General features: G+C 65.4%; 26 protein-coding genes. 16 read left to right on the top strand and 10 right to left on the bottom strand.

From position 1 onward, the window contains the following. From AC1DYN_RS01735 to AC1DYN_RS01725, 3 genes are all read left to right on the top strand, one after another. Positions 1-1365: a heavy metal sensor histidine kinase gene (locus AC1DYN_RS01735; protein WP_477957364.1), complete on the top strand. Its 1365-nt coding sequence runs from the start codon at positions 1-3 to the stop codon at positions 1363-1365. A gap of 96 nt (positions 1366-1461) precedes the next feature. After that, complete coding sequence (locus AC1DYN_RS01730) at positions 1462-1803, top strand: DUF4148 domain-containing protein (protein WP_477957363.1); 342 nt, start codon at positions 1462-1464, stop codon at positions 1801-1803. 266 nt (positions 1804-2069) lie between these two features. Further along, a complete protein-coding gene (locus AC1DYN_RS01725; protein WP_477957362.1) occupies positions 2070-2933 on the top strand; it encodes a PEP-CTERM sorting domain-containing protein in 864 nt (287 codons plus the stop codon). Here AC1DYN_RS01725 and AC1DYN_RS01720 read toward each other — a convergent pair. Beyond that, positions 2930-3070: a hypothetical protein gene (locus AC1DYN_RS01720; RefSeq protein WP_477957361.1), complete on the bottom strand. Its 141-nt coding sequence runs from the start codon at positions 3068-3070 to the stop codon at positions 2930-2932. The two genes, AC1DYN_RS01725 and AC1DYN_RS01720, sit on opposite strands and share 4 nt — an antisense overlap. 328 nt (positions 3071-3398) lie before the next feature. Then, complete coding sequence (locus tag AC1DYN_RS01715; RefSeq protein ID WP_477957360.1) at positions 3399-3698, bottom strand: hypothetical protein; 300 nt, start codon at positions 3696-3698, stop codon at positions 3399-3401. A 232-nt stretch (positions 3699-3930) separates the two neighbouring features. On the opposite strand from AC1DYN_RS01715, the gene AC1DYN_RS01710 reads away from it, so the two are divergent. From AC1DYN_RS01710 to AC1DYN_RS01700, 3 genes are read left to right on the top strand one after another with little or no spacing between them, the layout of a single operon-like run. Continuing rightward, the gene (locus tag AC1DYN_RS01710; RefSeq protein WP_477957359.1) at positions 3931-4521 is read left to right on the top strand and encodes an RNA polymerase sigma factor; all 591 of its coding nucleotides are present in this window, start codon (positions 3931-3933) and stop codon (positions 4519-4521) included. 12 nt (positions 4522-4533) lie between these two features. Then, positions 4534-4917, top strand: a complete 384-nt coding sequence (locus tag AC1DYN_RS01705) for a hypothetical protein (protein ID WP_477957358.1) — start codon at positions 4534-4536, stop codon at positions 4915-4917. After that, a complete protein-coding gene (locus AC1DYN_RS01700) occupies positions 4914-6143 on the top strand; it encodes an MFS transporter (protein ID WP_477957357.1) in 1230 nt (409 codons plus the stop codon). The genes AC1DYN_RS01705 and AC1DYN_RS01700 overlap by 4 nt, the downstream gene beginning before the upstream one ends. Before the next feature lie 77 nt (positions 6144-6220). On the opposite strand, the gene AC1DYN_RS01695 is transcribed toward AC1DYN_RS01700, so the two are convergent. The 4 genes from AC1DYN_RS01695 to AC1DYN_RS01680 form a co-directional block, all read right to left on the bottom strand. After that, positions 6221-6646, bottom strand: coding sequence for a DUF4124 domain-containing protein (locus AC1DYN_RS01695; protein WP_477957356.1), 426 nt, complete (start codon positions 6644-6646; stop codon positions 6221-6223). A 55-nt stretch (positions 6647-6701) separates the two neighbouring features. After that, on the bottom strand, positions 6702-7301 hold the full coding sequence (locus AC1DYN_RS01690; RefSeq protein WP_477957355.1) for a dihydrofolate reductase family protein: 600 nt from the start codon (positions 7299-7301) through the stop codon (positions 6702-6704). 550 nt (positions 7302-7851) lie between these two features. Beyond that, positions 7852-9000 carry a serine hydrolase domain-containing protein gene (locus tag AC1DYN_RS01685; protein WP_477957354.1) on the bottom strand — a complete coding sequence of 383 codons (1149 nt, stop codon included), beginning with the start codon at positions 8998-9000 and terminating at the stop codon, positions 7852-7854. A gap of 449 nt (positions 9001-9449) precedes the next feature. After that, positions 9450-10325, bottom strand: coding sequence for a LysR family transcriptional regulator (locus AC1DYN_RS01680; protein WP_477957353.1), 876 nt, complete (start codon positions 10323-10325; stop codon positions 9450-9452). Between the two features lie 103 nt (positions 10326-10428). Here AC1DYN_RS01680 and AC1DYN_RS01675 point away from each other — a divergent pair, with 103 nt between their 5' ends. After that, positions 10429-11367, top strand: a complete 939-nt coding sequence (locus AC1DYN_RS01675) for an NADP-dependent oxidoreductase (RefSeq protein WP_477957352.1) — start codon at positions 10429-10431, stop codon at positions 11365-11367. A gap of 32 nt (positions 11368-11399) precedes the next feature. After that, positions 11400-12269, top strand: coding sequence for an NmrA/HSCARG family protein (locus tag AC1DYN_RS01670; RefSeq protein ID WP_477957351.1), 870 nt, complete (start codon positions 11400-11402; stop codon positions 12267-12269). A gap of 723 nt (positions 12270-12992) precedes the next feature. On the opposite strand, the gene AC1DYN_RS01665 is transcribed toward AC1DYN_RS01670, so the two are convergent. Beyond that, positions 12993-13340 carry a hypothetical protein gene (locus AC1DYN_RS01665; RefSeq protein WP_477957350.1) on the bottom strand — a complete coding sequence of 116 codons (348 nt, stop codon included), beginning with the start codon at positions 13338-13340 and terminating at the stop codon, positions 12993-12995. 356 nt (positions 13341-13696) lie between these two features. After that, positions 13697-13858, bottom strand: a complete 162-nt coding sequence (locus AC1DYN_RS01660) for a hypothetical protein (RefSeq protein ID WP_477957349.1) — start codon at positions 13856-13858, stop codon at positions 13697-13699. Between AC1DYN_RS01660 and AC1DYN_RS01655 the strand changes: the two genes are divergently transcribed. The 5 genes from AC1DYN_RS01655 to AC1DYN_RS01635 all read left to right on the top strand — a co-directional run bounded on the left by AC1DYN_RS01655 (position 13845) and on the right by AC1DYN_RS01635 (position 20258). Then, a complete protein-coding gene (locus AC1DYN_RS01655; protein WP_477957348.1) occupies positions 13845-14999 on the top strand; it encodes a LamG-like jellyroll fold domain-containing protein in 1155 nt (384 codons plus the stop codon). The two genes, AC1DYN_RS01660 and AC1DYN_RS01655, sit on opposite strands and share 14 nt — an antisense overlap. Further along, a complete protein-coding gene (locus AC1DYN_RS01650; RefSeq protein WP_477957347.1) occupies positions 14971-16530 on the top strand; it encodes a hypothetical protein in 1560 nt (519 codons plus the stop codon). The genes AC1DYN_RS01655 and AC1DYN_RS01650 overlap by 29 nt, the downstream gene beginning before the upstream one ends. A gap of 1196 nt (positions 16531-17726) precedes the next feature. Continuing rightward, complete coding sequence (locus AC1DYN_RS01645) at positions 17727-18050, top strand: luciferase domain-containing protein (RefSeq protein WP_477957346.1); 324 nt, start codon at positions 17727-17729, stop codon at positions 18048-18050. A gap of 188 nt (positions 18051-18238) precedes the next feature. Continuing rightward, entirely contained in the window at positions 18239-19738 is a 1500-nt protein-coding gene (locus tag AC1DYN_RS01640) for a dipeptidase (protein WP_477957345.1), read from the top strand. Between the two features lie 64 nt (positions 19739-19802). Further along, entirely contained in the window at positions 19803-20258 is a 456-nt protein-coding gene (locus AC1DYN_RS01635) for a nuclear transport factor 2 family protein (protein ID WP_477957344.1), read from the top strand. 29 nt (positions 20259-20287) lie between these two features. Here AC1DYN_RS01635 and AC1DYN_RS01630 read toward each other — a convergent pair whose 3' ends face one another. Further along, positions 20288-20686, bottom strand: a complete 399-nt coding sequence (locus AC1DYN_RS01630; protein ID WP_477957343.1) for a carboxymuconolactone decarboxylase family protein — start codon at positions 20684-20686, stop codon at positions 20288-20290. 185 nt (positions 20687-20871) lie between these two features. Between AC1DYN_RS01630 and AC1DYN_RS01625 the strand changes: the two genes are divergently transcribed. The 3 genes from AC1DYN_RS01625 (at position 20872) to AC1DYN_RS01615 (ending at position 24803) form a co-directional block, all read left to right on the top strand. Beyond that, positions 20872-21756, top strand: coding sequence for a LysR family transcriptional regulator (locus AC1DYN_RS01625; protein ID WP_477957342.1), 885 nt, complete (start codon positions 20872-20874; stop codon positions 21754-21756). A 130-nt stretch (positions 21757-21886) separates the two neighbouring features. Continuing rightward, the gene (locus tag AC1DYN_RS01620; RefSeq protein WP_477957414.1) at positions 21887-22504 is read left to right on the top strand and encodes a YdeI/OmpD-associated family protein; all 618 of its coding nucleotides are present in this window, start codon (positions 21887-21889) and stop codon (positions 22502-22504) included. Positions 22505-22859: 355 nt separating this feature from the next. After that, the gene (locus tag AC1DYN_RS01615; protein ID WP_477957341.1) at positions 22860-24803 is read left to right on the top strand and encodes a glycosyl hydrolase family 18 protein; all 1944 of its coding nucleotides are present in this window, start codon (positions 22860-22862) and stop codon (positions 24801-24803) included. A gap of 61 nt (positions 24804-24864) precedes the next feature. Here AC1DYN_RS01615 and AC1DYN_RS01610 read toward each other — a convergent pair whose 3' ends face one another. Continuing rightward, the gene (locus AC1DYN_RS01610) at positions 24865-25860 is read right to left on the bottom strand and encodes a formylglycine-generating enzyme family protein (RefSeq protein ID WP_477957340.1); all 996 of its coding nucleotides are present in this window, start codon (positions 25858-25860) and stop codon (positions 24865-24867) included. Positions 25861-25906: the final 46 nt, after the last annotated feature.

The raw sequence follows: 25906 nt of genomic DNA, 5'->3' as shown, positions 1-25906 counted from the left end.
ATGACCCGGCACTTGTCCGTGCGCCTGACCGCGATGTTCGCGGCCTGTGCGGCGCTGGTGTTCCTGATCGGCGGCTATGCGCTGTACCGCACGCTGCAGGACGGTTTCATGCAGCAGGTGCGCAACGAGATGCGGCTGCGGGCCGGCTGGGCCGAGTCGATGGTGCTGCGCGTGCAGAACGAAGCCCAGTGGCGGCTTTGGCTGACCCCCAAGTTCAACGCGGCCGAGATGGAGCGCAGCGACGTGCGGCTGTGGATCGTCAGCGACTCGCCGGCCTTCCGCTACGGCCCGTCCAGCCTCGAGATCGAGGGGCTGGCCCAGACCCAGGGATTCGGCCAGCTGGTGGAACGGGGCCACCCGTGCGCTCTGATGACCTGGACCAAGCACCTGCCCGCGGACGGCGACCGGCCGGCGGTGACGTTGGTGCTGGTGAAGGACCCGCTGCGCTTCGTGGAGACCTTGGACACCTTCGGCGATGCCCTGCTCGGCCTGGGCGCGGTGGCCGTGCTGGTGGTGGCGTTGCTGGGCTACGGCATCGCGCGGGTGGGCTTGCGCCCGCTGGAACGCCTGAGCCGCCAGGCCCGGGCGCTGGACCCGAGCCACCAGGACCAGCGGCTGGCGCTGACGCCGATGCCCGCCGAGCTGGACAACCTGACCGCCTCGTTCAACGGCGCGCTGGCGCGGCTGGAGACGGCCTACCAGCAGCTGGAGGCCTTCAACGCCGACGTGGCGCACGAGCTGCGCACGCCGCTGACCAACCTGATCGGGCAGACCCAGGTGACGCTGACGCGCCAGCGCGGCGCGGCCGAGCTGGAAGACGTGTTGCGCTCCAACCTGGAAGAGATGGAGCGGCTGAAGCAGATCGTCAACGACATGCTCTTCCTGGCACGGGCCGACCAGGGCGCGGCGGCATCGCGGCATGCCGACACGTCGATCGCCGCCGAGGTGCACAAGGTGGCCGAGTACCTGGAGATGCTGATGGACGACCGCGGCGTGCGCATCCGGGTGGATGGTGACGAGCGCGGCTGCGTCGAGACGGCGCTGCTGCGGCGTGCGCTGGGCAACCTGCTGCAAAACGCGATCCAGCATTCGACGCAGGGCGACGAGATCCTGGTGCAGGTGTCGCGCGATGGCGAGCGGATCCAGGTGGCGGTGAGCAACCCCGGCAGACCGATCGAGGGCAAGCACCTGGCGCACGTGTTCGACCGCTTCTACCGCGTCGACTCGGCGCGGCGCAACGAGGGCGGCAACCACGGGCTGGGGCTGGCCATCGTGAAGGCGATCGCGCTGATGCACCGCGGCTCGGTGTTCGCGCGTTCGGAGGCGGGGCGCAACACCTTCGGTTTCACACTGACGGCCACATGAGCGGCGGCTGACAAAAACGTCATCTGCACGACAGCGTCCTGCACCGGGGCGTTTTCTACGATGCCTTCACTGTCAACCACTTTGAAGGACCTCTCCATGAAAGCCTCCCTGATCCTCGGTTCCGCCGTTCTTGGTTTCGCCACGCTGGCGACGCAAGCCGCGTTTGCCGACACCGACACCTCGGCGATCCCCAGCTACAGCGCGCCGTCGACGCTGACCCGTGCCGAAGTGCAAGCCGACCTGGCCCTGTGGCGCCGTGCCGGCCTGGAAGAACTGGCCGCGCTGGACAGCTTCGACCCGACCAACCCGAACACCGCGGCGCGCATTGCGCAATACCAGCAATGGCGTGCCGGCTCGGAATACCGCACCGAACTGGCGCGGCTGCAGAACCGCTCGATGACGGCGCAGGCACGTGCCGGCCAGTCGACCACGAACTGATCGCGTGAGCGGGAGATCGTGATGACCGCCTTCGACAACCGTGCATCCTTTGTCGTGGCCCGCCTGTTGATGGCGGCCATCTCGTGATGGGACTGTTCACGCCGGCGCTTGCACGACACCGTTCGGGCTGAGCTTGTCGAAGCCCCTCGCAGGCCAACGATCGGCAAGTTTTCCCGGGGATCCCGACAGGGCCACCCCTTGCCAATGCCCTGAGCCCTGCATCCAATCTCCCTGCGCCGCCCAACTTGCCGCGCAGGGAGATGGCCATGAGAAAGACGCTCGCACTGCTGAACCTGGCAGCCAGCCTCTGCAGCCTGCACGGCGCCGCATCCGCCGACGCCGGTGGCTTCAACGGCTTCACCGACTTCACGCTGAACCCGATCACCGGGCTGGACGACGGCTCGGCCGGCCACTGGCTGACGCCCAGCGTCTTCTTCACCAACGAGACGGTGTACCGAGGCGTCTACGATTTTCCGGCGCAGCGCGAAGCGTTTGCGGATTCATCGAAGCTGGACCCTTCGGCCTCGGCGGGCCAGGCCTTCGGCCACTACGACCACACCCTGCCTCCGCTGGACGGGCGACCCACGCTGTCGACGCAGGTGCACCTGGGCCAGAACGACCTGCATGCCGGCTGGCGGCGCGGTGACCTGACCGACTTTGCCGCCGCGTCCATCCAGTGGCAGCGTGCGTTCACGCTGAATGCGAACTCGTCGATCACGCTGTCGGGCCTGGCCACGCTGGACGTGATGGGGCCGCCGCCCACGCCGACGTCGACATACGAAGACCGGCCCAACCTGTCCTACGACATCGGGCACGAGGCCTCGCTGAAGCACGAGGCGGACTGGTTCAACGGCGTCACGCTGATCGGCCAGATCCTGAACTACGACCCGAGCGACCCGCAGCACCCGACGCTGCCGCCCTTCCCCGCCAGCGCGGGCGACTTCGAGTACAGCACCGACTCGTTCGGCCACCTGTCGCTGACGATGCACAACCACACCGACCAGGCGATCTTCGGCAGCTTCGGCATGTTTGCGACCACGGCCGCGCCGGTGCCGGAGCCGGCCACGGTGGGGATGATGGCGCTGGGGTTGCTGGGGCTGGGTTGGCGGGTGCGGCGACGGGTGAACTAGCAGGTGACGGCGGCGACCGGCAGACACCGCATCGGCGGGCCGTCCGGGACGAAGCACATGCCGACGTGGGTGATGGCACGGTGGGAGGGGTGGGTGGCGGGGTGGAGGGTGATGAAGTTGATCTGGAGTTCGGTCATGGGTGCCCGTGTGCTCACAGTTGATCCAGGCCGATCGCCAGACTGCCAACCGGCGGCTGCTTGCGAATGTTATCAACTGACACGTGTCTTCAGACAACAGAATCGACAAAGTCGCGGGGCGATGCGCCCCAGCCGAAATGACCTCCTCGTCCAAGCCCTGGGCGCCGTTCTGAAGGAGCGGCGCCTGGAACTGGGCATGACGCAGGAGGATCTGGCCGCGGATCGCGTGGATGAGCGACACGGGAAGCTGCAGGCGGTGGCGAAACGAGCGGCAAAAAGAGGAGCGCCTCCGGCCGTCTAGGCGCCTTTCGATGGTCACTCACCTGCTTCAGCGGCCTTCGATGGAACTCGACACATGCAAGCTTGTCAGTCGCTTCAGGTGCGCGAGGACAAAGACGATGTTCGCGTACGGAATCAAGATGACGAACACGACCGTCCACAGGACCAGCCATCGGATGCCGACTCGCCTGCCGACGAAGACCAGGTACGCCGAGATGCAGAAGCTGGTGCAAATCATGACCGGTACAGCCACGAACATTGACCAATCAAGGTTCATGGCAGCGAAGATGAAGAGCAGTGGTGCGGCCGCGACGAGCACGACGAAGGTTCTGCTACGCAGTGCGTTCATGAGGGCCCTGTTTGCTTCAAGTCGGTCTATGGCGTCCAACGTGTTGTGGGAGACGGCCACTGCTGCATGACATCGGAGCTGCCTCCCCAGCATCGTAGACAGAATCGCGTGAGCACGACATCCAGACGAGAAATCAATCTCGGTCCTCGGCGCCGATCCGAATGCGGTGGCTTGCGACTCCCACAGGGGCGGCACAACACAATATTCCGGCGCCTGGAACGTCTTCCCTGGTATGGATCCGCCAACGCCCCGTGCTCTCGTGACCGCACCCCACCCCGATCACGACCCCGAGCAGGAGATCGCCGCCACCGTCCGCCGCGAGTCCAGCCGGCTTGGTGATTTCATCCGGCGCCGCGTGCCCGACCCCACCGATGCGGAAGACATCCTGCGAGACGTGCTCGAAGCGTTCGTCGAGGCGTACCGGCTGCCGTCCGCGATCGAGCAGGTGAGCGCATGGCTGTTCCAGGTGGCGCGCAACCGCATCGTCGACCGCTTTCGCAAGAAGCGCGAAGAGCCGCTGGACGACAGCGGCGACCCGGACGACGAGGACACGCGCCTGGCCCTGGCTTTGCCGTCGCCCGACGGCGGACCGGAGGCGGCCTATGCGCGATCGATGCTGCTGGGCACGCTGCAGCGGGCGCTCGACGAGCTGCCCGCGAACCAGCGCGAGGTGTTCATCGCGCATGAACTCGACGGGCGCAGCTTCAAGACGATGGCCGCAGAGACGGGCGTTTCGGTCAACACCCTGCTGGCCCGCAAACGCTACGCAGTGCTCTACCTGCGTTCGCAGCTGCAACCGATCTATGACGAACTGGAAAACTGAAGGAGAAAGATGATGAGATTCAAGGCAGCGTTCTTCGGCCGCCTCGGGCTGGGCCTGCTCGCGATCGCCGCGCTGGGCGGCGTGGTGATGGGCCTGTGGAATGCGGTGATCCCCGGCCTGTTGACCGGCGCCCAGGCCATCGACTACCCGCACGCGCTGGGCCTGCTGCTGCTGTGCCGGATCCTGTTCGGCGGCTTCCGCGGGCATGGTGGCTGGCATGCTCACCGGTTCGGGCCGCGCTTCGGCCATCGTTGGGGTCACCGCTTCGGCCCCGACTGGCACGCCATGACGCCCGAGGAGCGAGAGCAGTTCCGCCGCGGCATCCGCCCGGACAATCGATCCGACCTCCATCCACCCCCCCCGCACGCCGACGTCCGGCCCGGAGCCCCTGAATGAGCACCCCTTCTGTCGCGACGCCCGCAACGTCCCAGGCGTTCTCGCCTTACCAGAAGGTGGTGCTGGGGTTGCTCGCGTTCCTGCAATTCGCGGTCATCCTCGATTTCATGCTGATGGCGCCGCTCGGCGCACTGATCATGCCGGCGCTGTCGATCAGCCCGAAGCAGTTCGGGCTCGTCGTCTCGGCCTATGCGTTCAGCGCAGGTGCGGCCGGGCTGCTGACGGCCGGCTTTGCTGACCGCTTCGACCGCAAGAAGCTGCTGCTGTTCTTCTATGCCGGTTTCGTGCTGGGCACGCTGTGGTGCGGGCTGTCACCCACTTTCGAAAGCCTGCTCGCGGCGCGCATCGTCACCGGCCTGTTCGGCGGCGTGATCGGCTCGATCGTGTTCGCGATTGCCACCGACCTGTTCCCGGCCTCGATGCGCGGCCGCGTGATGGGGTTGATTCAGACCGCGTTCGCGGCGAGCCAGGTGCTGGGCCTGCCGGCCGGGCTGTATCTGTCGAGCCACTGGGATTGGCACATGCCTTTCTTCGCGATGGCCGCGCTCGGGCTGGTGGGCGGACTGGTGGTGGCCGAGCGGCTGCAGCCGGTGGATGCGCATCTGAAGCTGCCGCAGGAGCGCGGTGCCTTCAGCCACTTGCTGCACACGGTGGCCGTGCCGCGCCACCTGCTGGCGTTCGCGACGACCGCGCTGCTGACCACGGGCGGCTTCATGCTGATGCCATTCAGCAGTGCCTTCACCGTCAACAACCTCGGCGTCGACCTGCACAGCCTGCCGACGATCTACCTGGTGACGGGGCTGTGCACCATCGTGTTCGGGCCGCTGATCGGCCGGGCCGCCGACAAGTTCGGCAAGTTCCGCGTGTTCACGGTGGGAACGCTGCTGTCGATGACGATGGTGCAGGTCTACACGCACCTCGGCCCGGTGCCCCTACCCGTGTTGATTGCGGTGAACGCGGTGCTGTTCGTCGGGATCTTCTCGCGGATGATCCCGTTCCAGGCCATCGTGGCCGGCGTGCCGTCGCCGGCGCAGCGCGGTGCGTTCAACGCGATCAGCGCATCGGTGCAGCAGTTGTCCGGAGGCGTCGCGTCGGTGATCGCAGGCCACATCGTCACGCTGGGAGCCGACGGCCGGCTGCAGCATTTCGGCTGGATCGGGCACGTCGTGGTGGCGGCATCGGTGATGTCGTTCATCCTGTTGTGGCGCTTGCAGCGGAGCGTCTGAACAAGCGAACGCACATCAAATCGGGCCGCGGATGTGGGCGAAGGCACCGCGCTCAACAGGGGAATGGTTGGGCGCTGCTATCTGCACGCGTCGGGCGGCCGGTTGACCTCCTTGCAGCTTTGGAAAGCCTCCAGCCGGATGGTTCCATGGCCCATACGGTATGGATCAAAGCATGCATAGCTTTCGTTGTAGGCGTCCCAAGCCTCTTCGCAAGGCGTTTTCCTTGGCCTTGGCGTTGTCGCGGCTGGCGCGGCTGCAGCTTCGGGGCTGGCCCGCGCCAGATCTTCTCTGTACTTGGCAAGGCGCACTGTCGCAGCCTTCCTGTCGGCCTCCGAGACGGGGCCACCTTTCACCGAGACACTTTTAGCCGAACTTGCCATTCCCTCCGGGACGGCGTCGCCGTAGTGGACTTGCCCTTTTGCGTCAGTCCATCTGTAGACATCCATTGCATGGCAAGGAAACCAAATCGTAGTCAACAGCAGTAAACCGAACAGCGTTTTCATGGCGTAGATCTTCTCAATCGGCATTGAATGCAATTGCAGCGGCTAACGCTCCGGCTCAGCGACGGACGCGGTAGCGGATGTGTGTGGCCTCCGGCGTGTCGATCACCCGAACGATCTCCAGCTCGATGCGCGACGGCAACACCTCGAACAGCCGACGGCCACCACCGAACAGTACCGGGATCTGGTGAACTTGCAATTCGTCCAGCACACCGGCCTCGAGCGCCCGTTGCGCCGTGTATGCGCCCAGCATCAGCACGTCGCGTTTCCCGGCGGCGGACTTCGCCTGCGCCATCGCGCTCTCGATCCCATCGGTCACGTACGTCACCAACGGATAGTTCGCGACGGTCGGACCGGGCGGCCGGTGGCTGGGCACGAAGATCCGCACTCCGTGATTGTCACCGCCCCAGTGATCGACCTGCTCCACGGTACGTCGACCCGCCAGTATTGCGCCGGGAGCGTTCCATTCGTCCCACAGCTCCCCGGTCGGCCCCGACGGCCGGGAGAAGTCCCCGTACCACTCGTGCAACCGCATGAACTCGTCGCCGCCGGGGTTGCCCACTTCGTCGTTCGGACCTGCGATATACCCGTCGAGTGACATCGACATGTAGAGCACTGATGCAGGCACTTCGACCTCCTGTGAATTGACTGTTTCCACCGGCCGCCTACCGTTTGACATGAGAGGTGCTTTGCGGCCGTCGGCCGGAGAGCGCCCTCCCGATGGAAAGGTTAGGCGTCGCCGCCGGGCGGCTGAATGTCAAAGTGAAGCACATCTTCTCGGACTCCAAGCTTTGTGTAGAGCGCGATAGCAGGCTCATCACCATAGCCTGCATGGACAAAGATGACGTAGATCCCTCGCGCGGCAGCCACCTTTTGGAGGAACGTAGGCGGCGATGCCACCGATCAAATTCGACCTGTCGAATGCGGCGATGGCAACGAATGCACCGCTCGAGAGCAGTTGCGCCAAGTAGGCGTCAGATGGTTCTTGCGAGGCCTGACGTCTGAGCTGAGCGGCTGCCACCGGTGTGGCCCGCGAGACGGATGATGAACCACAACGGCTCGCGGGGCCATGCCGGCGGAGTTTCGCTCGAGCGAAGGGTTGAGCATCGCGAGGGTTGGCGGAATTGTCTTTCGTGTCCATGTCATGAAGCCATCAACCTTGCTGGGCGAGCAGCCAACCAACAAGCGCCCTTCGCCCGGTCGGATCATCAGGGGCAGGGCGCGTCCAGAATGCGTCGCGCCAGTGCAAGGAACTGAGGTGCGTCGAGCCGGGGGATCCTGTCTCCCGGCGCCGCACGCGTCTCGTACTTGTGGACGACCACCATGTCGCGCTTCGGAATGACAAGGATGAACTGGCCGAAGTAACCCCAGGCAAAGTACGAGCCGGCCAGTGGCGAGTCCTGCGGCTCCTCTGGAATCCACCACAAGTAGCCGTAGTCGATGCCTTTGCGAGCGACGTGGGGAGGGTGCATCTCGGCGGCGCGTGTCACTGGCGTGGTGATTGTCTTCGTCCAGTCGGCCGGGACGAGTTGCCGGCCATTCCAGGCACCGTGGGCCAGCATCAGTTCGCCGATGCGCGCCATGTCCCGCGCCGACAGGTGGAAGTGGTACGCGAGGTGGATTGACCGGGTGGCGTCACCGCTGCGGTGCTCCCGCTCGACGCGGAAATCCTCCAGCCCGAGCGGGGCGGCAATGTCCTCGGCGAAGGCCCGATAGATGTCGCGGTGGGTGAGTTGCTCGTAGATGTCTCCCGCGGCGTTGAAGTCCCAGTTGTTGTACAAGAAGTAGCTGCCCGGTCGTTGCGAGCCACGAGGTGGCGCCGCAGCGCTGTCATCGCCGGGGTTTGCGGCGGCATGGTAGACGCCGGAGCGCGCGGCGAGCAGGTCGCGAACGCGCGCCTCGCGCTCGATCGGCAGCAAGCCGCCAAGGTCGTCGACGCCGAGGGTCGTGAGCGTGTCATCGAGACGAATCGTGCCTTGTTCGACAGGCGTGCCGTAGAGCATCGCGAGCAGGCTCTTGCGACCCGAGTTGATTGCCGTCGCGTGGTCTACCGGCCCGAAACGGAAAACGACGTCGCGGCCACGCACAGCCATCACCGAGGTCGTCGGCGAGCGGCCCAGATCGTCGCGCAGCGCATCGAGCGTTGCGCGGCAGGCCACAGTTTGCGCGCGCTCGTCGCGCCACCGAGTCGATGCAGGCATCGTGTCATCGGTGGCGGGCGGTGTCGACGCACAGCCCGCGAACGCCGTGGCCAGGACCAGCAGACAGAACCAATGAGCGATGGCCGGAGACCGCGGACGATGAAGCATGGCAGCCAATGCGATGGGGTGGTACGGAAAATCGTACTTGGCATTCATTTCTGGAATTTGTCTGCGGGCACGGGGCCGAGGTGGCTCGCGCATGCCCCAGTTTGCAAGCGGCCCGCTCATTCAGCGCGAGGCCGCCGTATTGATGGAGGCAAGCTGCTCGAAAGCCGCCTATCACGAGAGGCCGGGTCTGGCCGATTACGGTCTCTCACTCGAGCACTCGTCACTTCGACGAGGTTCAACTTCCGAGGAGAACTCGATATGTGGGTGGCTCGTGGAGAGTGCCGTTGTCCTCCAGCTCCAAGCCCTCGTCGAGTCAAGAATAGAGCCATGTTGAACACCAGCGTGCACTCGCGGGAAACTAGGCAGACCTCGGGAGTCCCAGCGCACGCTCGATACCGGCAGTGACCAACTCAACCGCTTGGGCGTTCATGCCAGGACATCGGCTTTCCTTTCTGAATCTGCCGCCGAACAAGTGCAGCCAAGTTCCGCGCGAGCTTCTATCCCATCAGCACCAGCGATTCCTCTGGGTATCGGTTGCACATGAACTCCACGAACGCCCGGACCTTCGGCGCAGGCAGGCGCCTCGATGTGTGCAGGACCCACAGCGCGACCTCCACGCCCGAGACCGCCCCCCACTGAACCAGCTCCCCGCGAGTCAGCTGGTTCCATGCGATGGACTGCGGGATGAGGGCTGCGCCGGCGCCGGCGACGGCCGCGTCGCGGACCATCAGGAACGAGGACAGCCTCAGCTTCGGGATGGGGTCCAGGACCAGCCGTCCGTCGTCGAGCTTCCAATGGGTCGGTTGGTAGCTTGAGGACACGATGCCGGGAACGGCTCGGACCGCACCCGGGCCGGGCATCGGCACCGAGGGCGCGGCCACGACGACCAGCCGGTCCTTCGCGAAGCAGCGCCCCACCAGGCTGCTGTCCGGGCTCGGGTTGATGCGAATGGCGACATCGAACTGCTCCTCGACCAGGTCGACCAGGCGGTCCTCGGCCACCACCTCGCATGTGACCTCCGGGTAGGCCGCGCAGAACTCCGCGCTGATCCGCCCCATCGCCAGTTGCGAGAACAGCACGGGCGAGGCGACACGCAGGCGTCCGCGCGGCACGGCCACCCCCTCCCGGGCCGCGGTCATGGCTTCGGCCACCTCGTGGATCGGCCCTTCGGTTCGAGCCATCAACAGCTCGCCGGCTTCGGTGAGCTTCAGCCCACGGGCGCTGCGCTCGATGAGCCGCACGCCGAGTTGCTCCTCCAGCTCCGAGATGCGCCGGGACAAGGTCGCCTTCGATTTGCCGCTGGCGCGACTCGCCTTGCCCAACCCCCCGTTCGTCGCGACGAGCGCGAAGTCGGCCACTGCGTTCAGATCCATGATGTTCCATATTTGAAACGGTGTATCTACATTTTGGCGTCTTCGTTTTATCAGTGCAACAGCCTATCTTCTCGTCATCGCAACTTGATACGAGGAACTTCAAATGAGCACCACTCAACAACGCGCTGTTCTGATCCGGGCCTATGGAGGCGCCAGCGCCGCCGAGGTGGCCGAGATCGCCAGGCCGCAAGCCGGACGCGGCGAGGTCCTGGTCCGGGTACGGGCCGCCGGCGTGAATGGCATCGACTGGAAGGTTCGCGAGGGTTACGTCCGGGACGCCTTCCCGCTTCAACTGCCGGCCGTGCTGGGCATCGAACTGGCGGGCGTTGTCGAGGCCGTCGGCCCCGGCGCCTCCCGCTTCCGTGTCGGCGATCGCGTCATGGGAGCGCTGGGCAGGCTCGGCGCGTACGCCGATGTCGTGGCGGTCGACGAAGGCAACCTGGCGCGCACGCCTGAAGGCCTCGACGACGTCCAGGCGGCCGCCATTCCCGTGGCAGCCGTGGCGGCCTGGCAGAGCCTGCATCACGCGGGTCCGATCCACCCCGGCAAGCGGATCCTGATCCACGGCGCGGCAGGAGGGCTCGGCGGCCACGCCGTGCAGTACGCGAAACGGGCGGGGGCCGAGGTCTTCGCGACCGCCGCCACCGCCCACGTCGAGTACGTGCGCGGTCTCGGGGCGGACCACGTCATCGACCACCAGACCCAGCGCTTCGAGGACATCGCCCGGGACATCGACCTGGTGCTCGACTACGTCGGAGGTGACGTCCTCGATCGCTCATGGCAGGTCCTGGCGGAGAACGGCGCCATCGTCGGCACCTCGTCCCCCGACATCCTGGCGCGCACGCCGGCGGGCCGCCGCGGCCTGTGGTTCATGAACAAGCCGGACGCCGCGCTTCTGGAAACGCTGGCGGCCGATGTCGCCGCCGGCAAGTTGCAGTCGCCGGTCAGCGAGGTGGTCGGCTTCAACGACCTCCCTGCGGCCATCGAACGCAATCGCACCGCCTCGCGCACCGGCAAGGTCGTCGCGGACTTCTCCCGCTGATCCCGCTGATTCATCACTCCCTGGAGATTCACATGAGCATCCTCGTCACCGGTGCCACCGGCACCATCGGTTCCCTCATCGTTCAACGCCTGGCCGACGCCGGCGCCAGCGTCAAGGCCCTCGTTCGCCAGCAGGGCAAGCGCAGCGTCCCCGCAGGCGTCACCGAAGTGGTCGGCGACCTGACCGACGTGCCTTCGATGCGTGCAGCGCTGTCGTCGGTGCGAACGCTGTTCCTGCTGAACGCCGTGACGCCCGATGAGGTGACCCAAGCCCTCATCGCGCTGAACCTGGCGCGCGAGGCCGGCATCGAGCGCGTCGTCTACCTGTCGGTGATCCACGCCGACCAGTACACGAACGTTCCCCACTTCACGAGCAAGTACACGGTCGAGCGCATGATCGAGAGCCTCGACATGCCGGCGACCATCCTGCGTCCGGCCTACTTCATGCAGAACGAAGGCACGGTCCGGCAGGTGATCCAGGACTACGGCGTCTACCCGATGCCGATCGGCACGGCCGGCGTCTCGATGATCGATGCGCGCGACATCGCCGACCTCGCCGTCGCCGAGCTGTTGCGCCGTGACGGGGCGCCTGCACCGCTTCCGCGAGTGACGCTGGACCTGGTCGGCCCGCAAGCGCTGACGGGCACTTCCGCGGCAGGGATCTGGAGCTCCGCCCTCGGCCGCGAAGTCGCGTACGGAGGCGACGACGTGGCCGCCTTCGAAGGGCAGATGGCTGCGTTCGGGCCGGCCTGGCTGGCCTACGACATGCGCCTGATGATGGCCGGCATCCAGAAGCTGGGCATGCGGGGCGAAGACGGCGCGGTGGATCGCCTGCAGGCGATCCTCGGACGCCCCCTGCGCACCTACGCAGCCTTCGTGGCAGAGTCCGTCGCCGCAGCTTAGAGTGGATGCGCAGTCGCGGGGGGCGGGCACACGCGTCGGCTGTCACCCTGCGACGTCGCCGCGCATCGCCCTCCAACCTTGCGGACGTGTTGTGCCTTCTCGTCAGTCCATCGCATTTCGAGTGGTTGTTCGAGCGCGTGCCAAGCACCGCGCCCCAAGTCGCCCGGCGGATCGATCTGTTGACGACCGCTTCAAGGAGGCACGACCGCCGCCTTCGGGTCGATAGCTCCGATTCGCGACGCGCGAGTGCAGCCGTTCGGCCATAGCCACTGCAGCCAGAGTGAGTGGATCCGCCCGATCGGCGATCGCTGGGCGACCAATCGACGCATAGCCCTCACTCGCAGCAAGCAGCGACGAACGTCGCCCTTTGGCCAGCGCTGTCGCTCAGCGGGCGCACCTGACTGACCGGAACCAGCCTGAGCAGGCCACCACAGCCTGCAGTCCGCTATGCAGCAGTTGATGCCGGTCGCTTGGAGCGCCCGGCCGTCCGCTTGGTCCGGCAATGCGGACACGACAGCACTCCGGAGGTAGACAAAAGATCGGTCGACCTTCGCGGTAGCAAGGACGCTCGTCAACGCGCCGCGCCCCAATGGAGCGAGGTGGGGTTGAACGTCCGCTGTGAGCGTGCGCGAACCGGCGCTATCGACCCGTTGCAGTCCTTCGCAACATCGGCCTTGTCGACAAAAAGCGGACGTTCGACGCGCTACGCGGGTGGCGCGTTCCTCATACCGCGGGCGAGGAAAACATGACACGGAGAGGCGTACCGTGCTTGTGAGCTGCGTCAACAACCGCAGTAGGCACGTCTAGGTTTGACCAGTTGCGCGGCGTATAGACATTGATGCCGAGTTCCAGTGACGCGTACTTTCCTGACAGCGTCTCTCGAATCCAAGCGAGAGCATCACCAATGTCGCCGACGTCGCACTCGACACGGTGGTATACCGTCCTGGGCTCTCTCACCCCCACACCGCCAGTGTGCCGGGGGAAGTGCTTGGAAAATGAGGCAAAGACGTCCTCGTGAATGCCACGCACAACAAACGAATAGGAAATGGAATCGGGATCAGATTTGCTCATCTCTAGAGCCTAGCCTACCCGAAGCAGGCTAGGTCGCAAGGCAGCTTGTGGCCGACTGTCGCCGATCACTTGCCGACCGGAGAGGCTCTTGCCGACGCAAGACCGAACTGTGTGTCATCGCTCAATCGAATGGGAGGCACTCGTCGAACGCTTGACCTCGAATCTCAGCGCCAGTCCATGCAGCGAGTGACATTGTCGAGGCTTCCGCTCCACAGCCCCATATGCCCGGTGTTTTGCGCGTTGAGCCGGTGCGACAGGGTCCTTGTTGACGCGACATCGACAGGAGTGATGAGGTCGCTTTCGTCGCTCGCAAGGTCTGCGGACGATCGATCCGACACGGCCGCCTCGGACTGGCCTCAGATCCGCAGCGCGAGGTTCTCGGCACACAACGGGTCGCCGAGGCACCATACATAAACAAGAGGACGCCAGTCGAGGCGCCTGATGTCAAAGTGCGCAACGGGCATGGCGGGGTCGTCCTGCAAGCCATGCGACAGGGAGTCGTCGATGTACCAGCTCATCCTTCATCACGTGTACCGCGGCGGCCCGTATGCCATCGATATTTCCGGGGCGCAGAACGACGGTCTGGTCACCGACGCCTTGTACGCGAAGGATGGGGCAACCGCCGGCAGCGGCGCGCTCGTCTTCAGGACTCCACACTCCCGCGTGCGGATTCCGTTGCGAGAGAAGAGTCTCTTCAAGCGACTGTTCGCGCTGAAAGTCGAAGCCGCCGTGCGAGTGGACGCGCTCGGGCAGCGCCGCAACGTCGTCGAGGGCGACGATTCGTTCGCATTCTTCATCGATCCACAGGGGCACCTGTGCGGCTCGTACAACGGACCCCAGTTCCCGGGCGGCCCACCCGTGTGGCAGGGTGCCACCAGCCGGGACAACTCCCCTGACGGAACGCCGCGCGCCCTGCCGCTGAACCGCTGGCTGAACTTGCGTTTCGAGCACGACGGCTATGCATCTGTGCGCTTGTTCGTCGACGACGTGCTCGTGGCCGCCAACTACACGCTGCGCTCGGGTGTGCCGCCCGTCGTCAATACCGGTGTCACCATCGGCAACTGGACTCTGACGGACGCGTACGCATTCGACGGCGCGATCGACGAGGTGAAGATCTGGCGCTGGGATCCCGACGAAGCGTTTGGTCATTTCCTTGGCCGCCCGACGCAGGCCTGCGGCGCGTCCTGCTGGCAGGCGATCTTCGAGTGGATCGAAGCGCAACTCCGTGATCCCCATGGCCGCGAGCGAGTCCTCGGTCTGATGCGCTGCATCGGTGCCGCCCAGACGGAAGTGGTGCGTGCCCTGCGATCGAAGGGGGAGAAGGCGATCGCGAAGAATGCACGCCTCAGCGCAGAGTATCGGCAGCTCTGGCAGAGCGGTTCAATCGACGGCGACGAGATGAGGGATTGGCAGAAGCGTTGGTTCGAATGGATGACGCGCGTCGCCGGGCCCGACGCCTTCAGGCAGTACATCGAACGGGTGCAGCGCTGCCTGATCGCTAGCGGCTTCCTCGACCAATTGCCCCGTTTCGACTGCGACGAAGAGTTCGCTCGATACATCCGGAGTCTTTCGCGAACGGTCGGCAAGCCGATGGATGACCTCGACCCTTGCAACACCCAGGAGCCGCGCGATGGCCCTCACCGCACAGCAACGCATTAGCCTGATCCGTGCGTACGCCCCAATCGTCTTCCTGCACCCGCAGGAGCAGTTCGTTCCGATTCGCCCCGACGTGTACTTGAAGCACAGCTCGCTGTGGCGTGGGAACGGGACCGGTGAGAAGGCTGGTTGGGGACTCGGCAGACCCAACTTTCCGAACTTTCCGCGCAACCCGCTCATTCCACGCGACGGGATTTCACTGAACCCGGGCGAAGACGTCGAAGGCGCCTCCGATCCCGACGGCGATGGCGTCAACGAATACTTCCTTGGCCATCTCGACACGCAGACCGGCATTCGGCCCTACCTGCGCAGTGTTGAAGGCGAACAGCTGTGGCTCGACTGCGGCGGATGGAACGATGGCGATGCGGTCACCGACACCTCCGGCAACGAGGCCTGCAACCTGGACCTCCTGTCGAAGCGATTCGGGCCGGACTCGACGCTGCTGGCCACACGGTTCACTTACTTCGGCGAGGTGATGGAACTCGACGAGACTGAACGCATCATGGTGACGCTCAACAGTGGCCCGGCGACGGCCAGCAACCTCATTCGCGGTGCGCTCGGGGACTGCTGGCTGATCTGGTATTACCTGTTCTATCCCGCGCATGAAGAGTTCCTACGGCGCTGCGAGGCATTCTTCGACAAGAAGAGCGATGGTGACTACGAAGGCGACTGGCAGGCTGTGGGCGTGATCGTGCGCAAGCCGGCGACCTTTCCCTGGGAGGTGCCAAGTGCGCCCTTCCCCGCGCCGGATCGAGTCGCGTATGGCGTACGTCTGCGCGGCTTGGCCGAGGACATTGCGGACGACGAACACATGAAGCAGGGCATGACTATGGCGGAGTGGAAGAACGTCGAGCATCACGGCAATCATCCGCGTGTGTATGTCTCCCGCGGCTACCACAACAGCTACGTGGCACCGGGCGAACAGGTGCCGCGCGACCCCACACTGCTCGGCATCGCGGTCGGAAAGTTGGCGTGCGGAGTTGGCGAAGGCGCGAGTCAGATCGGGGATGACGTCAAAGACGCCTTGAGCGACGCTGGCAACACCGTCGAAGACGTTGCGATCACGCTCGCGAAGGTTTTGGCGGGTGCGGCGATCGGCGGTAGCTTCGGTCTGCCTCTGGTCGGTGCCATCGGTGGATTGGCGGCGGGATTGATCGAGGCAGCGTCATCGAGCGCAGACCACGAACCTACGGCCGACGACTGGCGCAAGAACGAACTGGAGCACGGCCCGGTGCGAGCGCAATACGGCATTGTCATCACGCCGGCGGAGGTACCGCAGCCGCTGAAGCAGGATCCCGCGCACGTCGACGACCCCGACAAGCACGAGGTTGCGACGCAGATCGTGCATTGGGTTGGCGACGACAAGAGCATTCTTGTCGACCGCGCCACACAGTTGTGGTGGCCGCCGAACTACGAAGGCCGCTGGGGCGTTCAGGTCCAGAAGGATCCGATGCAACGGCGATCGGGCATCACTTTCCCCGATTTTCGGAGGGCGACACTTCGAGAGCTTCTCGAGTCGCTTACGAAGGGATGAGGTACGCTGGCGTTCAGAAGACTGTAGCGTCAGCGGACATCAGTGCTGAAGAGCCGAAGTACTGATCGGGACTGATAATTGTCGCGCCAATTGTTCGAGCAGAGGGGCGCACGTTGCAGTGCAATAAGCCCCGGAGTGGGTAGCCTCTCTACCGCCTTTTTCTGATGCGCTGCCGCCGTCCGCGCACTGTCAGCCCGTAGGGTTGGTTCCAGTCGGGCTAGTCATTCAGCATTCGAAACCGATTGAAAGCAAGCTGTCTGCGGTCGCAGTTCTCTGAACTTCAACCTTGGACGCTTGCTCTCAAACGGGTCGATGCGTCCAATGGCGGCAACTGGCCGGGCCCCGGAGGCCACGAACGGCTGCTTCGTGGACACGAAGCTCCTTGTGCCGAAGCTCGGTCGAAGGGCAGCTTCGTAGCGAACCGACAGGCGGCTAAGGGTCGATCGTGTGCGTTCGCGGGCGCGCGGAGCGGACGTCCACCTGCGCCAGGTCGAGGTGGAGACGAACCTCACCTCATCCAGCGTTGCCGACGGCGCCTCTCTGCGTCAGCATTGCGGCGGTGAGCGGACATTCGAAGTCCCTGGCCGAACGGCAGCAACTGGCCGATTGTTGCCGGTCGGCGGCAGCGCCTGGCCGACCCATGGGCGACCCGTTGCGGGCACTGCCGACATCGGATTGATTGCCTCCAAGCAGACGCACAACACAATTGCTCAGGAGGGCCGCCCACATCGGGGGCAGCGGCTTGCTGGACCGGCGGAGCACTGTCTCGTTGATGCCGGGCCACCTTCTCGAAGACTGATTTGCATAGGCCAACATATTTCGATTCCTGCGACAAGTTCCAGCCGACAAAAATCGAAAGCCCAACGAGCGATACGGCCGTCGCCAAAAAGTCCTGGCTGACGATGCCGTACACACCGAAGACGAAAACTGGAAATGAAACTGACGCGTAGAAGCTGAGACGAGACGCGACTCCGTGCCGCATGTTCGCCATGGCATTCACCAACTGCGCCTCATCGGCCGCTGAATCCACTCCGCCCTAGTTGACGACCAGCAGTCTGGACGAGATGTCATAGCGTAGTAGTTGTGGAGGTTTGCCGTCATTCTGGTAGACGAACTGAATCTCGCCTCAACTCGCAACGCATGCCCGCACAACGCGGTGGTCAAATCAAGACATCGCTCGGATCCTGGAGGGTCACATGGCACCAGTTCAAGAGCTAGCAGCCCAAATCCTCGCGCTCCCGGGCGTCAAGCAAACCACCTCTCGCTTCGGCTCGAGAGATCGACCGGCTTGGTCTGTCCTCGGCAAGGAGTTCGCTCACTTGCATGCCGATGACCTGCTCGATCTCAAGCTCCCTCGCAAGATCCAAGCATCTCTCAAGGACGATCCACGGGCTCATTTCAGGAAGTCAGCGTCGGCCTGGCTTGAGTTCGAATTCCACACCAGCGAAGACGTCCACCGTCTCATTGCACTGGTGTGCGAGGCGTGGGCCTCGGTGCGGGCCAAGAAGAATGCCGCCTGAGGATCCGCTGAGCAATCGGCCACTGTTGCGATCGTCTGCACGCCCGTCAGCCGCGGGCGAGAGGTATCGATACCTGGCTTCACAGTATGGCAATACGCAGAGCGGCCGCGACAGCTAACGTCTGGTGTTCATGCGTGTTTCCGACCACGAAGCGCGCCGGTCGCCCCGCCCTTGACGACGAAAACCCCATGACATTCGAAGGCACAGACTTCCCGACGCTCAAGCGATTGCCCTCCGGCGCGCGCCTTGACGAAGAAACCCAGATCGACGGCTGGATTGCGCCATTCGAACCCGCGACGGCGGCGTCCTATTTCGCCCTGCTTCCGGAGGCCGCATGCTGCGTTGGTTGCCTGCCGAGCGACGCGAGGTCGCGCATCGAGGTGTTCGCGGCAGCACCGATCGCGATCACCGGCGAGAGCGTCCGCCTCGCCGGCCGCCTGCGCGCGCTGCCGGATGACGATCCGTCTGGCTGGAAGTTCCAGCTCCACGACGCCCGCGTGCTCTGTCGGCAGCGCGCGCCGGATGTCCGCTTCACCCGGCGCAATGCGCTGCGCACGTTGGCGTGGGCCGCGGCAGCCACGCAGCAAGCCTGCACCAGCACGCCGACCCACCTGCTCGCGACGCCTGCTGCGGCATCCGCGCCGCACCCTGCGCCGAACGAGAGCCGCCGCCTGCTCGAATCCATGGTCAGCGTCGACATTCACACGCACGCCGGCCACATCATCGGCCTCGACCGCGTCGAGCACGGTGGCCGTTTCGCGCCGGTCGCGAGCCCGATGCGCGACGGCGGCATGGCCGTGCTGTGCCTGGCCATCGTCTCCGACTCGCCAACGCACCGCGTCACCGCCGAGAAACGCATCCGGCCTTTCCGTGACCCGCAGCCCGGCGAGCTGCAGGCCTACGGTGAAGAGTCGTTCCGGCGCGTGCACGAACTCGCGCGCGCGCAGGGCTTGCGCATCGTGCGCAGCGCGCGCGACCTGGACGAAGCTCGCAGCGCAGCCCCCTCCATCATCGTCACGGCCGAAGGCGGCGATTTCCTCGAGGGCCACGTCGACCGCGTCGACGACGCCTACGGGCGCTGGGCGCTGCGTCACCTCCAGCTCACGCACTACCGCGTCAACGACCTCGGGGACATCCAGACCGAGCCCCCGGTGCACGGCGGCCTGACGCAGACCGGCGCCGAAGTGATACGGCGCTGCAACCGGCTCGGCATCGTGGTCGACGTCGCACACGGCACGCATGACCTCGTCCGCCAGGCCGCGTCTGTCACAGACAAGCCGCTCGTGCTGTCGCACACATCGCTGGCCGCGGCGCCGGGGCCACGCAGCCGCCTGATCGCGCCGGACCACGCACGCGCAATCGCGGGCACCGGCGGCGTGATTGGTATCTGGCCACCGGCTTCGGTCTTCCCCGACCTGGCAGCCCTGGCTGTCGGCATCGCGCGGATGGCGGAGGTCGTCGGGGTCGAGCATGTCGCTCTCGGCAGCGACATGAACGGCCTGGTCGGGCCGTCGACGTTCGCCTCATACCGCGACCTGCCGGCTCTGGCCGACGCGCTGTTTCAGCATGGGTTCAACGCAGACGACGTGCAGCGCATCCTTGGTGGCAACTACGCTCGCGTGTTCCGCGCGAGCCTCGGTGACGGTGCCGTGCCATCGCGGGTCGCGTCGTCCGGCGGGGCAACGTGACTTGGCAAGTTGACAAGGCGAGACTGGTGATCCAGGCTCTGGCCTTTCGGAAAAGGAGATCGTTTTGACGCGCACTGCCAGCGAAACAGTACGTGAGCTGGTTGACCGCGTCACGCGGTTACGAAACGGCGACCAAAGCCAGATTGAACAACTGGCAGACCTGTATGCCGTTGACGCACACGTCACGCACCCCTTCCATCCAGAGCATGCTGACTCGGCAACCGTGGGTCGAGACGCCTTGCGGGCTCACTTCGCAAGAATGTCGCAGGCTGGCGTTTCCGTCACGTCCGGCGTTGAGGAGTTTCGGGAGCACACGACCGCCGACCCGGAAGTCGTCATTGTCGAGTTTCGCTACACAGGCTCCGTTGGCGAGCGACCATTGAATACTCGATGCATCTTTGTCGTTCGTGTGGTCGCTGGTGTCATCTGCGAATCCCGGGACTACATCGACCACTTGGCGTCTGCTCGCGCCTACGGAATGCTGCCAGATGTTCTTGCTCGGTTGGCGACTCGAAACTGATACGCCCAACCCCTCCGTCAAGGACACCGCTACTCGGAACCCACGGGCAGCGCAATACCCGCCTCTGCGAAGACTTCCCGCACCACCGTCAGGCCATTGAGTGCAGCCGGGAACCCCGCGTAGACAGCCATCTGCATCACCACCTCGACGACTTCACTTGGCGAGCAACCGACATGAAGGGCGGCGTGTACGTGCACCCGCAGTTGAGGCTGAGCGTTGCCGAGGGCACACAGCGCCGCGACAGTGGCGAGTTCGCGTTCGCGCAGGCCCAGCCCCTTGCGCGCATAGATGTCACCGAACGGGAACTCGACGATGTAGCGCGCGAAATCGGGAAAGGATTTCGCCAGCCCCTCCACAACCGCCAGGCCCGCGGGGCCGTCTACGGCAGCCAGCATGGCGGCGCCGCGTTCGTAGCGGTCGGCGCTCATCGTGCGGCTCCATGGCGATATCGACGCACACGTCCATCGCCCCGATGCCCGAAACAGATGGCAGCAAGGCTGCCTGCGACGATGAGATGCTTGATGGCCATGAGCGGCTCCTGAGTTTCGATGCAAGCCACTGTAGGTGCGGGCCATGGCATGTGAAATGACCAAGTTCGTGATACCTTTTTGGTATGTCATCGCGCTTGGATTCCCGCTCTCTTGCACTCTTCCTGGCCGTGGCCGACACGTTGAGCTTCCGGCAGGCCGCCGAGACGCTGCACTTGTCCCAACCACCGTTGAGCCGTGCGATTCGTGAACTCGAGGAGCGGCTGGGTACACGCCTGTTCGACCGCGGTACTCAGGGTGTGAGCCTCACCGACGCCGGCCGCAAGCTGCTGCCCTATGCGCGAAGCGTCGGGAGATTGCTCCGGGAGGCCGAGGCCAGCCTGGCGCACGAGGGCATGCCGCAGAGTTTGAGGCTCGGCCTGACGAGCGCCGTCGAACCGGCGTGGTTCGGTGGGCTCGCGGAACGGATCCAGGCGAGGCATCCCGACACGGCCGTGTCGGTGGTCGTCGACACGTCCCCGAGGCTCGTGCGCCAACTGCGCGCCGGCCGATTGGCGGCAGCTTTCATCGCGCTGCCCACCGAGGCCTCCGGCCTCGACGTGATGGAGCTTGACCGGGTGCCGATGATGGTGGCGATGCCATCGTCCCACGGCCTGGCCCGGCGCCGAACAGTTCGACTCGCCGACCTCGCCGCAGAGGTCATCTTCTGGTTCGAGCGTGCGCGTCAGCCTGCGTTCTACGACCACTGCCAGCGTGTTTTCGCCCAGCACGGCTTTGCGCCGCGGAAGGTCAAGGAGCCGACTGACCATCACGTCCTCCTTGCCGATGTGGCGGGCGGGCGTGGCATTGCCTTGCTGCCAAAATCGTTTGCAAGACTGCGGCGAGCAGGTGTTTCCTATCGGGCTCTGGTCGAGGGCAACGAGCTGGCCGTCGGCATTGGATTGGCCACGCCTCGAAACAAGGAGGTCGTGCGGGACTTGTTGGTCGCGAGCCTCGGTTCGAGGAGTTAGCAGGCGCGCCGACGGTGCAAGACCGCTTGTGGCCGGCTCCACGCGGCAGTCGATCGACACGCGCTCAAGGCCGCGTCGCGCGAACGAGTTCGACGAGCCACGCCGGCGCTCTTGCGGCACACTGCATTCGATGCCCGCCGCCAAATCCACCATCCCATTCGACTTGACCCCGACCTTGTTCAAGAGCGCCAAGGCTTTCGAGACTTGGCTGAAGAAGAATCACGCCGCATCCGATGGCCTCTGGCTCAAGATCGCCAAGAAGGGTGCCAATGAGCCCAGCGTCACCTACCCAGAGGCGGTGGAGATCGCGCTCTGTTGGGGCTGGATCGACGGCCAGAAGAAGGGCCTCGACGACCAGCACTTTCTCCAGCGCTTCACGCCGCGGCGCCCGCGCAGCATCTGGTCGAAAATCAACGTCGACAAGGTCGCGGCGCTCATCGAGACGGGCCGCATGCAGGCGCCGGGCCACGCGCAGATCGAGGCCGCCAAGGCCGACGGACGCTGGGCGCAGGCCTACCACGGAGCGCGCACGTCCACGGTGCCCGAGGACCTGGCGGCGGCGCTCGAAGCCGAGCCGAGCGCCAAGGCCTTCTTCGCAACGATCAATGCGACCAATCGATACGCGGTGCTGTGGCGCATACAGACGGCCGTGAAGGCCGAGACGCGCGCCAAGCGCATCGCCCAGCTGGTGCAGATGCTGGCGCGCGGCGAGACGATCCACATCTTCAAGCCCGCTGCCAAGGCCTGACCGCGAGGTTCACCCGGGGTCTCCTGGGCCAGATGCCTGCCCCTCCTCCACGTTCCCCAACTGGTATTGACGCCAGCCTGCCCCGCATCGGGGCCACGCGCGGAAACCCTGCTTTGCAAGGCGTAGGAATTGGTGTCTTTGAGAAACCTCGGTTGGAATACCATTTAAGTACCAGCACAATACCTTTTGGTTCATGGATCCCACCGGCGAAGCAAGTTTGCCGCGAACGAGGGGCCATGGCCCGCGCAATTTGTTGCAAGCCGTGTGTTGTTCTGCGTGCCCCAACAGAGTCGCCGCGCCTTGAAAGATGCATCTCAACCGAAGGAGATCCGAGATGAAGGGGAAGACATTGGGTATGACCATGGTTGCCGTCGCGATCGGCAGCTTGTGGGGGCAAGTCCAGGCCGCGTCGGCATTCGGCGTGCAGGGCAGCTGGGACAGCGATGTGCAATTGGCCCAGGCCAGCAGCGCGCCCGCCTGGCGCGAAGGCGTCACCTACACCGTCGGCACGGTGGTGAGCTATGGCGGCCGCGACTATGTGGCGCTGGTCACGCACACCGCCTGGGTGGGCACCAACTGGACGCCGACGACCACGCCGTCCTTGTGGGCACCGACGAACGGCAGCGCCCCTGCACCCGCACCGGCTCCCGCCCCTGCGCCATCGCCCGCACCGGCTCCGAGCCCCGCGCCTGCACCAGCCCCCGCGCCCAACCCGGGCGGCACCTGCTACCTCGCGTGGACGGCTTCCGCCACCTACACCGGCGGCTCGACCGCCAGCTACAACGGCGTGAACTACAAGGCCAACTACTGGACGCAGAACCAGAACCCGGCCACCAACAGCGGCCCCGCAGGCAGCGGCCAACCCTGGACGGTCGTCGGCAATTGCGCCGGCACGCCGGCGCCGGCACCGGCTCCCGCTCCCGCTCCCGCTCCCGCTCCGGCACCAGCTCCGGCGCCGTCGCCCGCACCAGCTCCTGCACCGGCGCCTGCGCCCGCCCCTGCCCCGGCGCCGGCACCCGGCGGACGCCAGGTCGGCTCCTACTTCACGCAGTGGGGCGTGTACGGCCGCGGCTATGAAGTCGCCGACATCATCTCCTCGGGCTCGGCCAACACGCTCACCTTCGTCAACTACGCCTTCGCGAACATCTACCAGCGCAATGGCGGCTACGAGTGCGCCCAAGGCATCGACAAGCTCGAGCCGGGCGCGACGAACCCGAACGACCCGAGCGCCGGCACCGGTGGCGATGCCTGGGCCGACTACGGCCGCACCCCGCTGCGCCTGGTGGGTGCCGCGCCCACATGGGATGCGAAGCTGGCCGGCTCCTTCAACGAACTGAAGCAGCTCAAGGCCAAGTACCCGAACCTCAAGGTGCTGATCTCGCTCGGCGGCTGGACGTGGTCGAAGTGGTTCTCCGCCGCCTCCCAGACCGACGCGCTGCGCAAGCAGCTGGTCAGCTCGTGCCTGAACATCTACATCAAGGGCAACCTGCCGCCGTACAGCGGCCGAGGGGGCGACGGCGTGCTGGCCGGCGTGTTCGACGGCATCGACATCGACTGGGAATTCCCGGCCGTGATCGGCCAGCCGTACAACACCGTGAGCGCGGCGGACCGCCACAACTTCACGCTGCTGATGAAGGAGTTCCGCACCCAGCTCGATGCGGTGAACGGCAAGCACTACCTGCTGACCGCCGCACTCGGCTCGGGCAAGGACAAGATCGACGCCACCGAGCCCGGCCAGTACGGCCCGTACATGGACTGGGTCAACCTGATGAGCTACGACTTCCACGGCGGTTTCGAGCCCCAAGGCCCGACCGACTTCCAGTCGAACCTCTATGCGGATCAATCCAGCCCGAACTACTACGATCCGCTGAAGCCGGGCGTGCGCACCGTGGCGTCGTACTACAACATCGACGAAGCGGTCGGCGTGTTGCTGCAGGCGGGCATGCCGCCGGGCAAGATCAACGTCGGCGTGCCGTTCTACGGCCGCGGCTGGACGGGCGTGGCGAACGTCAACAACGGCCTCTACCAGAAGGCCACCGCCCCTGCACGCGGCACCTACGAGGCGGGCATCGAAGACTACAAGGTCCTGAAGAACGCCCCGGGCACGGTGCTGGTCCATCCGGTCACGAAGCAGAGCTACAAGTTCGACGGCACGAACTTCTGGAGCTACGACACGCCGGAAGTCATCCAGACCAAGATCAACTACCTGAAGTCCAAGGGACTGGGTGGCATCTTCAGCTGGTCGCTGGACGGTGACCTGAACGGCGAACTGATGCGGGCGACCGGCGCCGCGAAGTAAGCCGCGCCGCTGTCGAAAGGCCTTTCCCGAGAGGGGAAGGCCTTTTTTGCGTGCGGGCCCTTCAGTTCGCCTCCATCACCAGGCGGATCCCCACCAAGGTGTAGCGCGTGTCCGGTGCGTTCCAGTTGCGATAGGCACAGCGCGCATACAGCGGCCAGGTGTGCCACGAGCCACCCCGGCGCACCTTCACGCCGCCTTCGGCCGGCCCCTGGGGATCGTCCTGCGGCGAGCGGGCGTAGTAGGTGTCGTCGTGCCAGTCGACCGTCCACTCCCACACGTTGCCATGCATGTCGTACAGGCCGAAGGCGTTGGGCGTGAACTGGCCCACCGGTGCGGTGAACGCAAAGCCGTCGGCGGTGGGCAGCGCGAAGGCCTTCCACCGGGGCCAGTTCACCGCCGCATCGGCATCGAACACATTGGCCACCGCGCCCAGCGAGCCGGGCGCGTTGCCACCGTGGTACTGCGTGCGCGTGCCGGCGCGGCACGCATATTCCCACTCGGCTTCGGTGGGCAGGCGGTAGCGGCGTTTCTCGGTGGCGCTGAGCCAGCGGGCCAGGGCCACGGCGTCGTGCCAGGTCACGTTGACCACCGGGTGCGCGTCGGTCTGGTCGAAACCGGGGTTCTGCCATGAGTAGCGCGGATCGCGACCCTCGAAGGCGTCACCTCGTTTCGAGGTGGCGGGGTCGTAGGCGGGGTTGTAGCCATAGCCGCCGGTGCCGTCGGCCACCGACTCCGGCACGTGGCCCGACGCCGCAAGGAAGGCGCGGAACTGGCCCACCGTCACCTCGTGCTGCGCCATGTAGAACGGGTGCGTGATGCGCACGCGGTGAACGGGCGCTTCGTCCGCCAGGTCCTGCAGTCGCCTGAGTTCGTACGCGGGGTAGAGCCTGGTCATCTCCTCCACCGAGGCATCGTTGCCCATCACGAACTCGCCGGCCGGGACCAGGACCATCCGCATGCCGAGGCGGTTGGTGGTCACCGAGGGCCCGCTGGCGCAGGCGCCCAGTGCGATGCAGGACAGGGCGGTGACCCAATGCGGTACGGTGCTGCAGTTCATGGCGCTCCAGAGGTTGCACCGGCTCACCCAGCCAGTGAGACGTCAA

This window comes from Rhizobacter sp. P2_D12 (genome assembly GCF_056404395.1).
Note: the sequence above shows the minus strand (reverse complement) of the source record. Positions and strands in the feature narration are given on the sequence as shown.

What these genes read in the sequence shown, in the direction of transcription:
- AC1DYN_RS01645 (WP_477957346.1), top strand. Translation starts at nt 17,727, where the DNA reads ATGGCACCAGTTCAAGAGCTAGCAGCCCAAATCCTCGCGCTCCCGGGC.
- AC1DYN_RS01610 (WP_477957340.1), bottom strand. Translation starts at nt 25,860, where the DNA reads ATGAACTGCAGCACCGTACCGCATTGGGTCACCGCCCTGTCCTGCATC.
- AC1DYN_RS01730 (WP_477957363.1), top strand. Translation starts at nt 1,462, where the DNA reads ATGAAAGCCTCCCTGATCCTCGGTTCCGCCGTTCTTGGTTTCGCCACG.
- AC1DYN_RS01695 (WP_477957356.1), bottom strand. Translation starts at nt 6,646, where the DNA reads ATGAAAACGCTGTTCGGTTTACTGCTGTTGACTACGATTTGGTTTCCT.
- AC1DYN_RS01720 (WP_477957361.1), bottom strand. Translation starts at nt 3,070, where the DNA reads ATGACCGAACTCCAGATCAACTTCATCACCCTCCACCCCGCCACCCAC.
- AC1DYN_RS01725 (WP_477957362.1), top strand. Translation starts at nt 2,070, where the DNA reads ATGAGAAAGACGCTCGCACTGCTGAACCTGGCAGCCAGCCTCTGCAGC.
- AC1DYN_RS01630 (WP_477957343.1), bottom strand. Translation starts at nt 20,686, where the DNA reads ATGAGCGCCGACCGCTACGAACGCGGCGCCGCCATGCTGGCTGCCGTA.
- AC1DYN_RS01715 (WP_477957360.1), bottom strand. Translation starts at nt 3,698, where the DNA reads ATGAACGCACTGCGTAGCAGAACCTTCGTCGTGCTCGTCGCGGCCGCA.
- AC1DYN_RS01625 (WP_477957342.1), top strand. Translation starts at nt 20,872, where the DNA reads ATGTCATCGCGCTTGGATTCCCGCTCTCTTGCACTCTTCCTGGCCGTG.
- AC1DYN_RS01680 (WP_477957353.1), bottom strand. Translation starts at nt 10,325, where the DNA reads ATGGATCTGAACGCAGTGGCCGACTTCGCGCTCGTCGCGACGAACGGG.
- AC1DYN_RS01615 (WP_477957341.1), top strand. Translation starts at nt 22,860, where the DNA reads ATGACCATGGTTGCCGTCGCGATCGGCAGCTTGTGGGGGCAAGTCCAG.
- AC1DYN_RS01660 (WP_477957349.1), bottom strand. Translation starts at nt 13,858, where the DNA reads ATGAGCTGGTACATCGACGACTCCCTGTCGCATGGCTTGCAGGACGAC.
- AC1DYN_RS01640 (WP_477957345.1), top strand. Translation starts at nt 18,239, where the DNA reads ATGACATTCGAAGGCACAGACTTCCCGACGCTCAAGCGATTGCCCTCC.
- AC1DYN_RS01650 (WP_477957347.1), top strand. Translation starts at nt 14,971, where the DNA reads ATGGCCCTCACCGCACAGCAACGCATTAGCCTGATCCGTGCGTACGCC.
- AC1DYN_RS01710 (WP_477957359.1), top strand. Translation starts at nt 3,931, where the DNA reads ATGGATCCGCCAACGCCCCGTGCTCTCGTGACCGCACCCCACCCCGAT.
- AC1DYN_RS01670 (WP_477957351.1), top strand. Translation starts at nt 11,400, where the DNA reads ATGAGCATCCTCGTCACCGGTGCCACCGGCACCATCGGTTCCCTCATC.
- AC1DYN_RS01655 (WP_477957348.1), top strand. Translation starts at nt 13,845, where the DNA reads ATGTACCAGCTCATCCTTCATCACGTGTACCGCGGCGGCCCGTATGCC.
- AC1DYN_RS01700 (WP_477957357.1), top strand. Translation starts at nt 4,914, where the DNA reads ATGAGCACCCCTTCTGTCGCGACGCCCGCAACGTCCCAGGCGTTCTCG.
- AC1DYN_RS01685 (WP_477957354.1), bottom strand. Translation starts at nt 9,000, where the DNA reads ATGAATGCCAAGTACGATTTTCCGTACCACCCCATCGCATTGGCTGCC.
- AC1DYN_RS01665 (WP_477957350.1), bottom strand. Translation starts at nt 13,340, where the DNA reads ATGAGCAAATCTGATCCCGATTCCATTTCCTATTCGTTTGTTGTGCGT.
- AC1DYN_RS01620 (WP_477957414.1), top strand. Translation starts at nt 21,887, where the DNA reads ATGCCCGCCGCCAAATCCACCATCCCATTCGACTTGACCCCGACCTTG.
- AC1DYN_RS01705 (WP_477957358.1), top strand. Translation starts at nt 4,534, where the DNA reads ATGAGATTCAAGGCAGCGTTCTTCGGCCGCCTCGGGCTGGGCCTGCTC.
- AC1DYN_RS01675 (WP_477957352.1), top strand. Translation starts at nt 10,429, where the DNA reads ATGAGCACCACTCAACAACGCGCTGTTCTGATCCGGGCCTATGGAGGC.
- AC1DYN_RS01735 (WP_477957364.1), top strand. Translation starts at nt 1, where the DNA reads ATGACCCGGCACTTGTCCGTGCGCCTGACCGCGATGTTCGCGGCCTGT.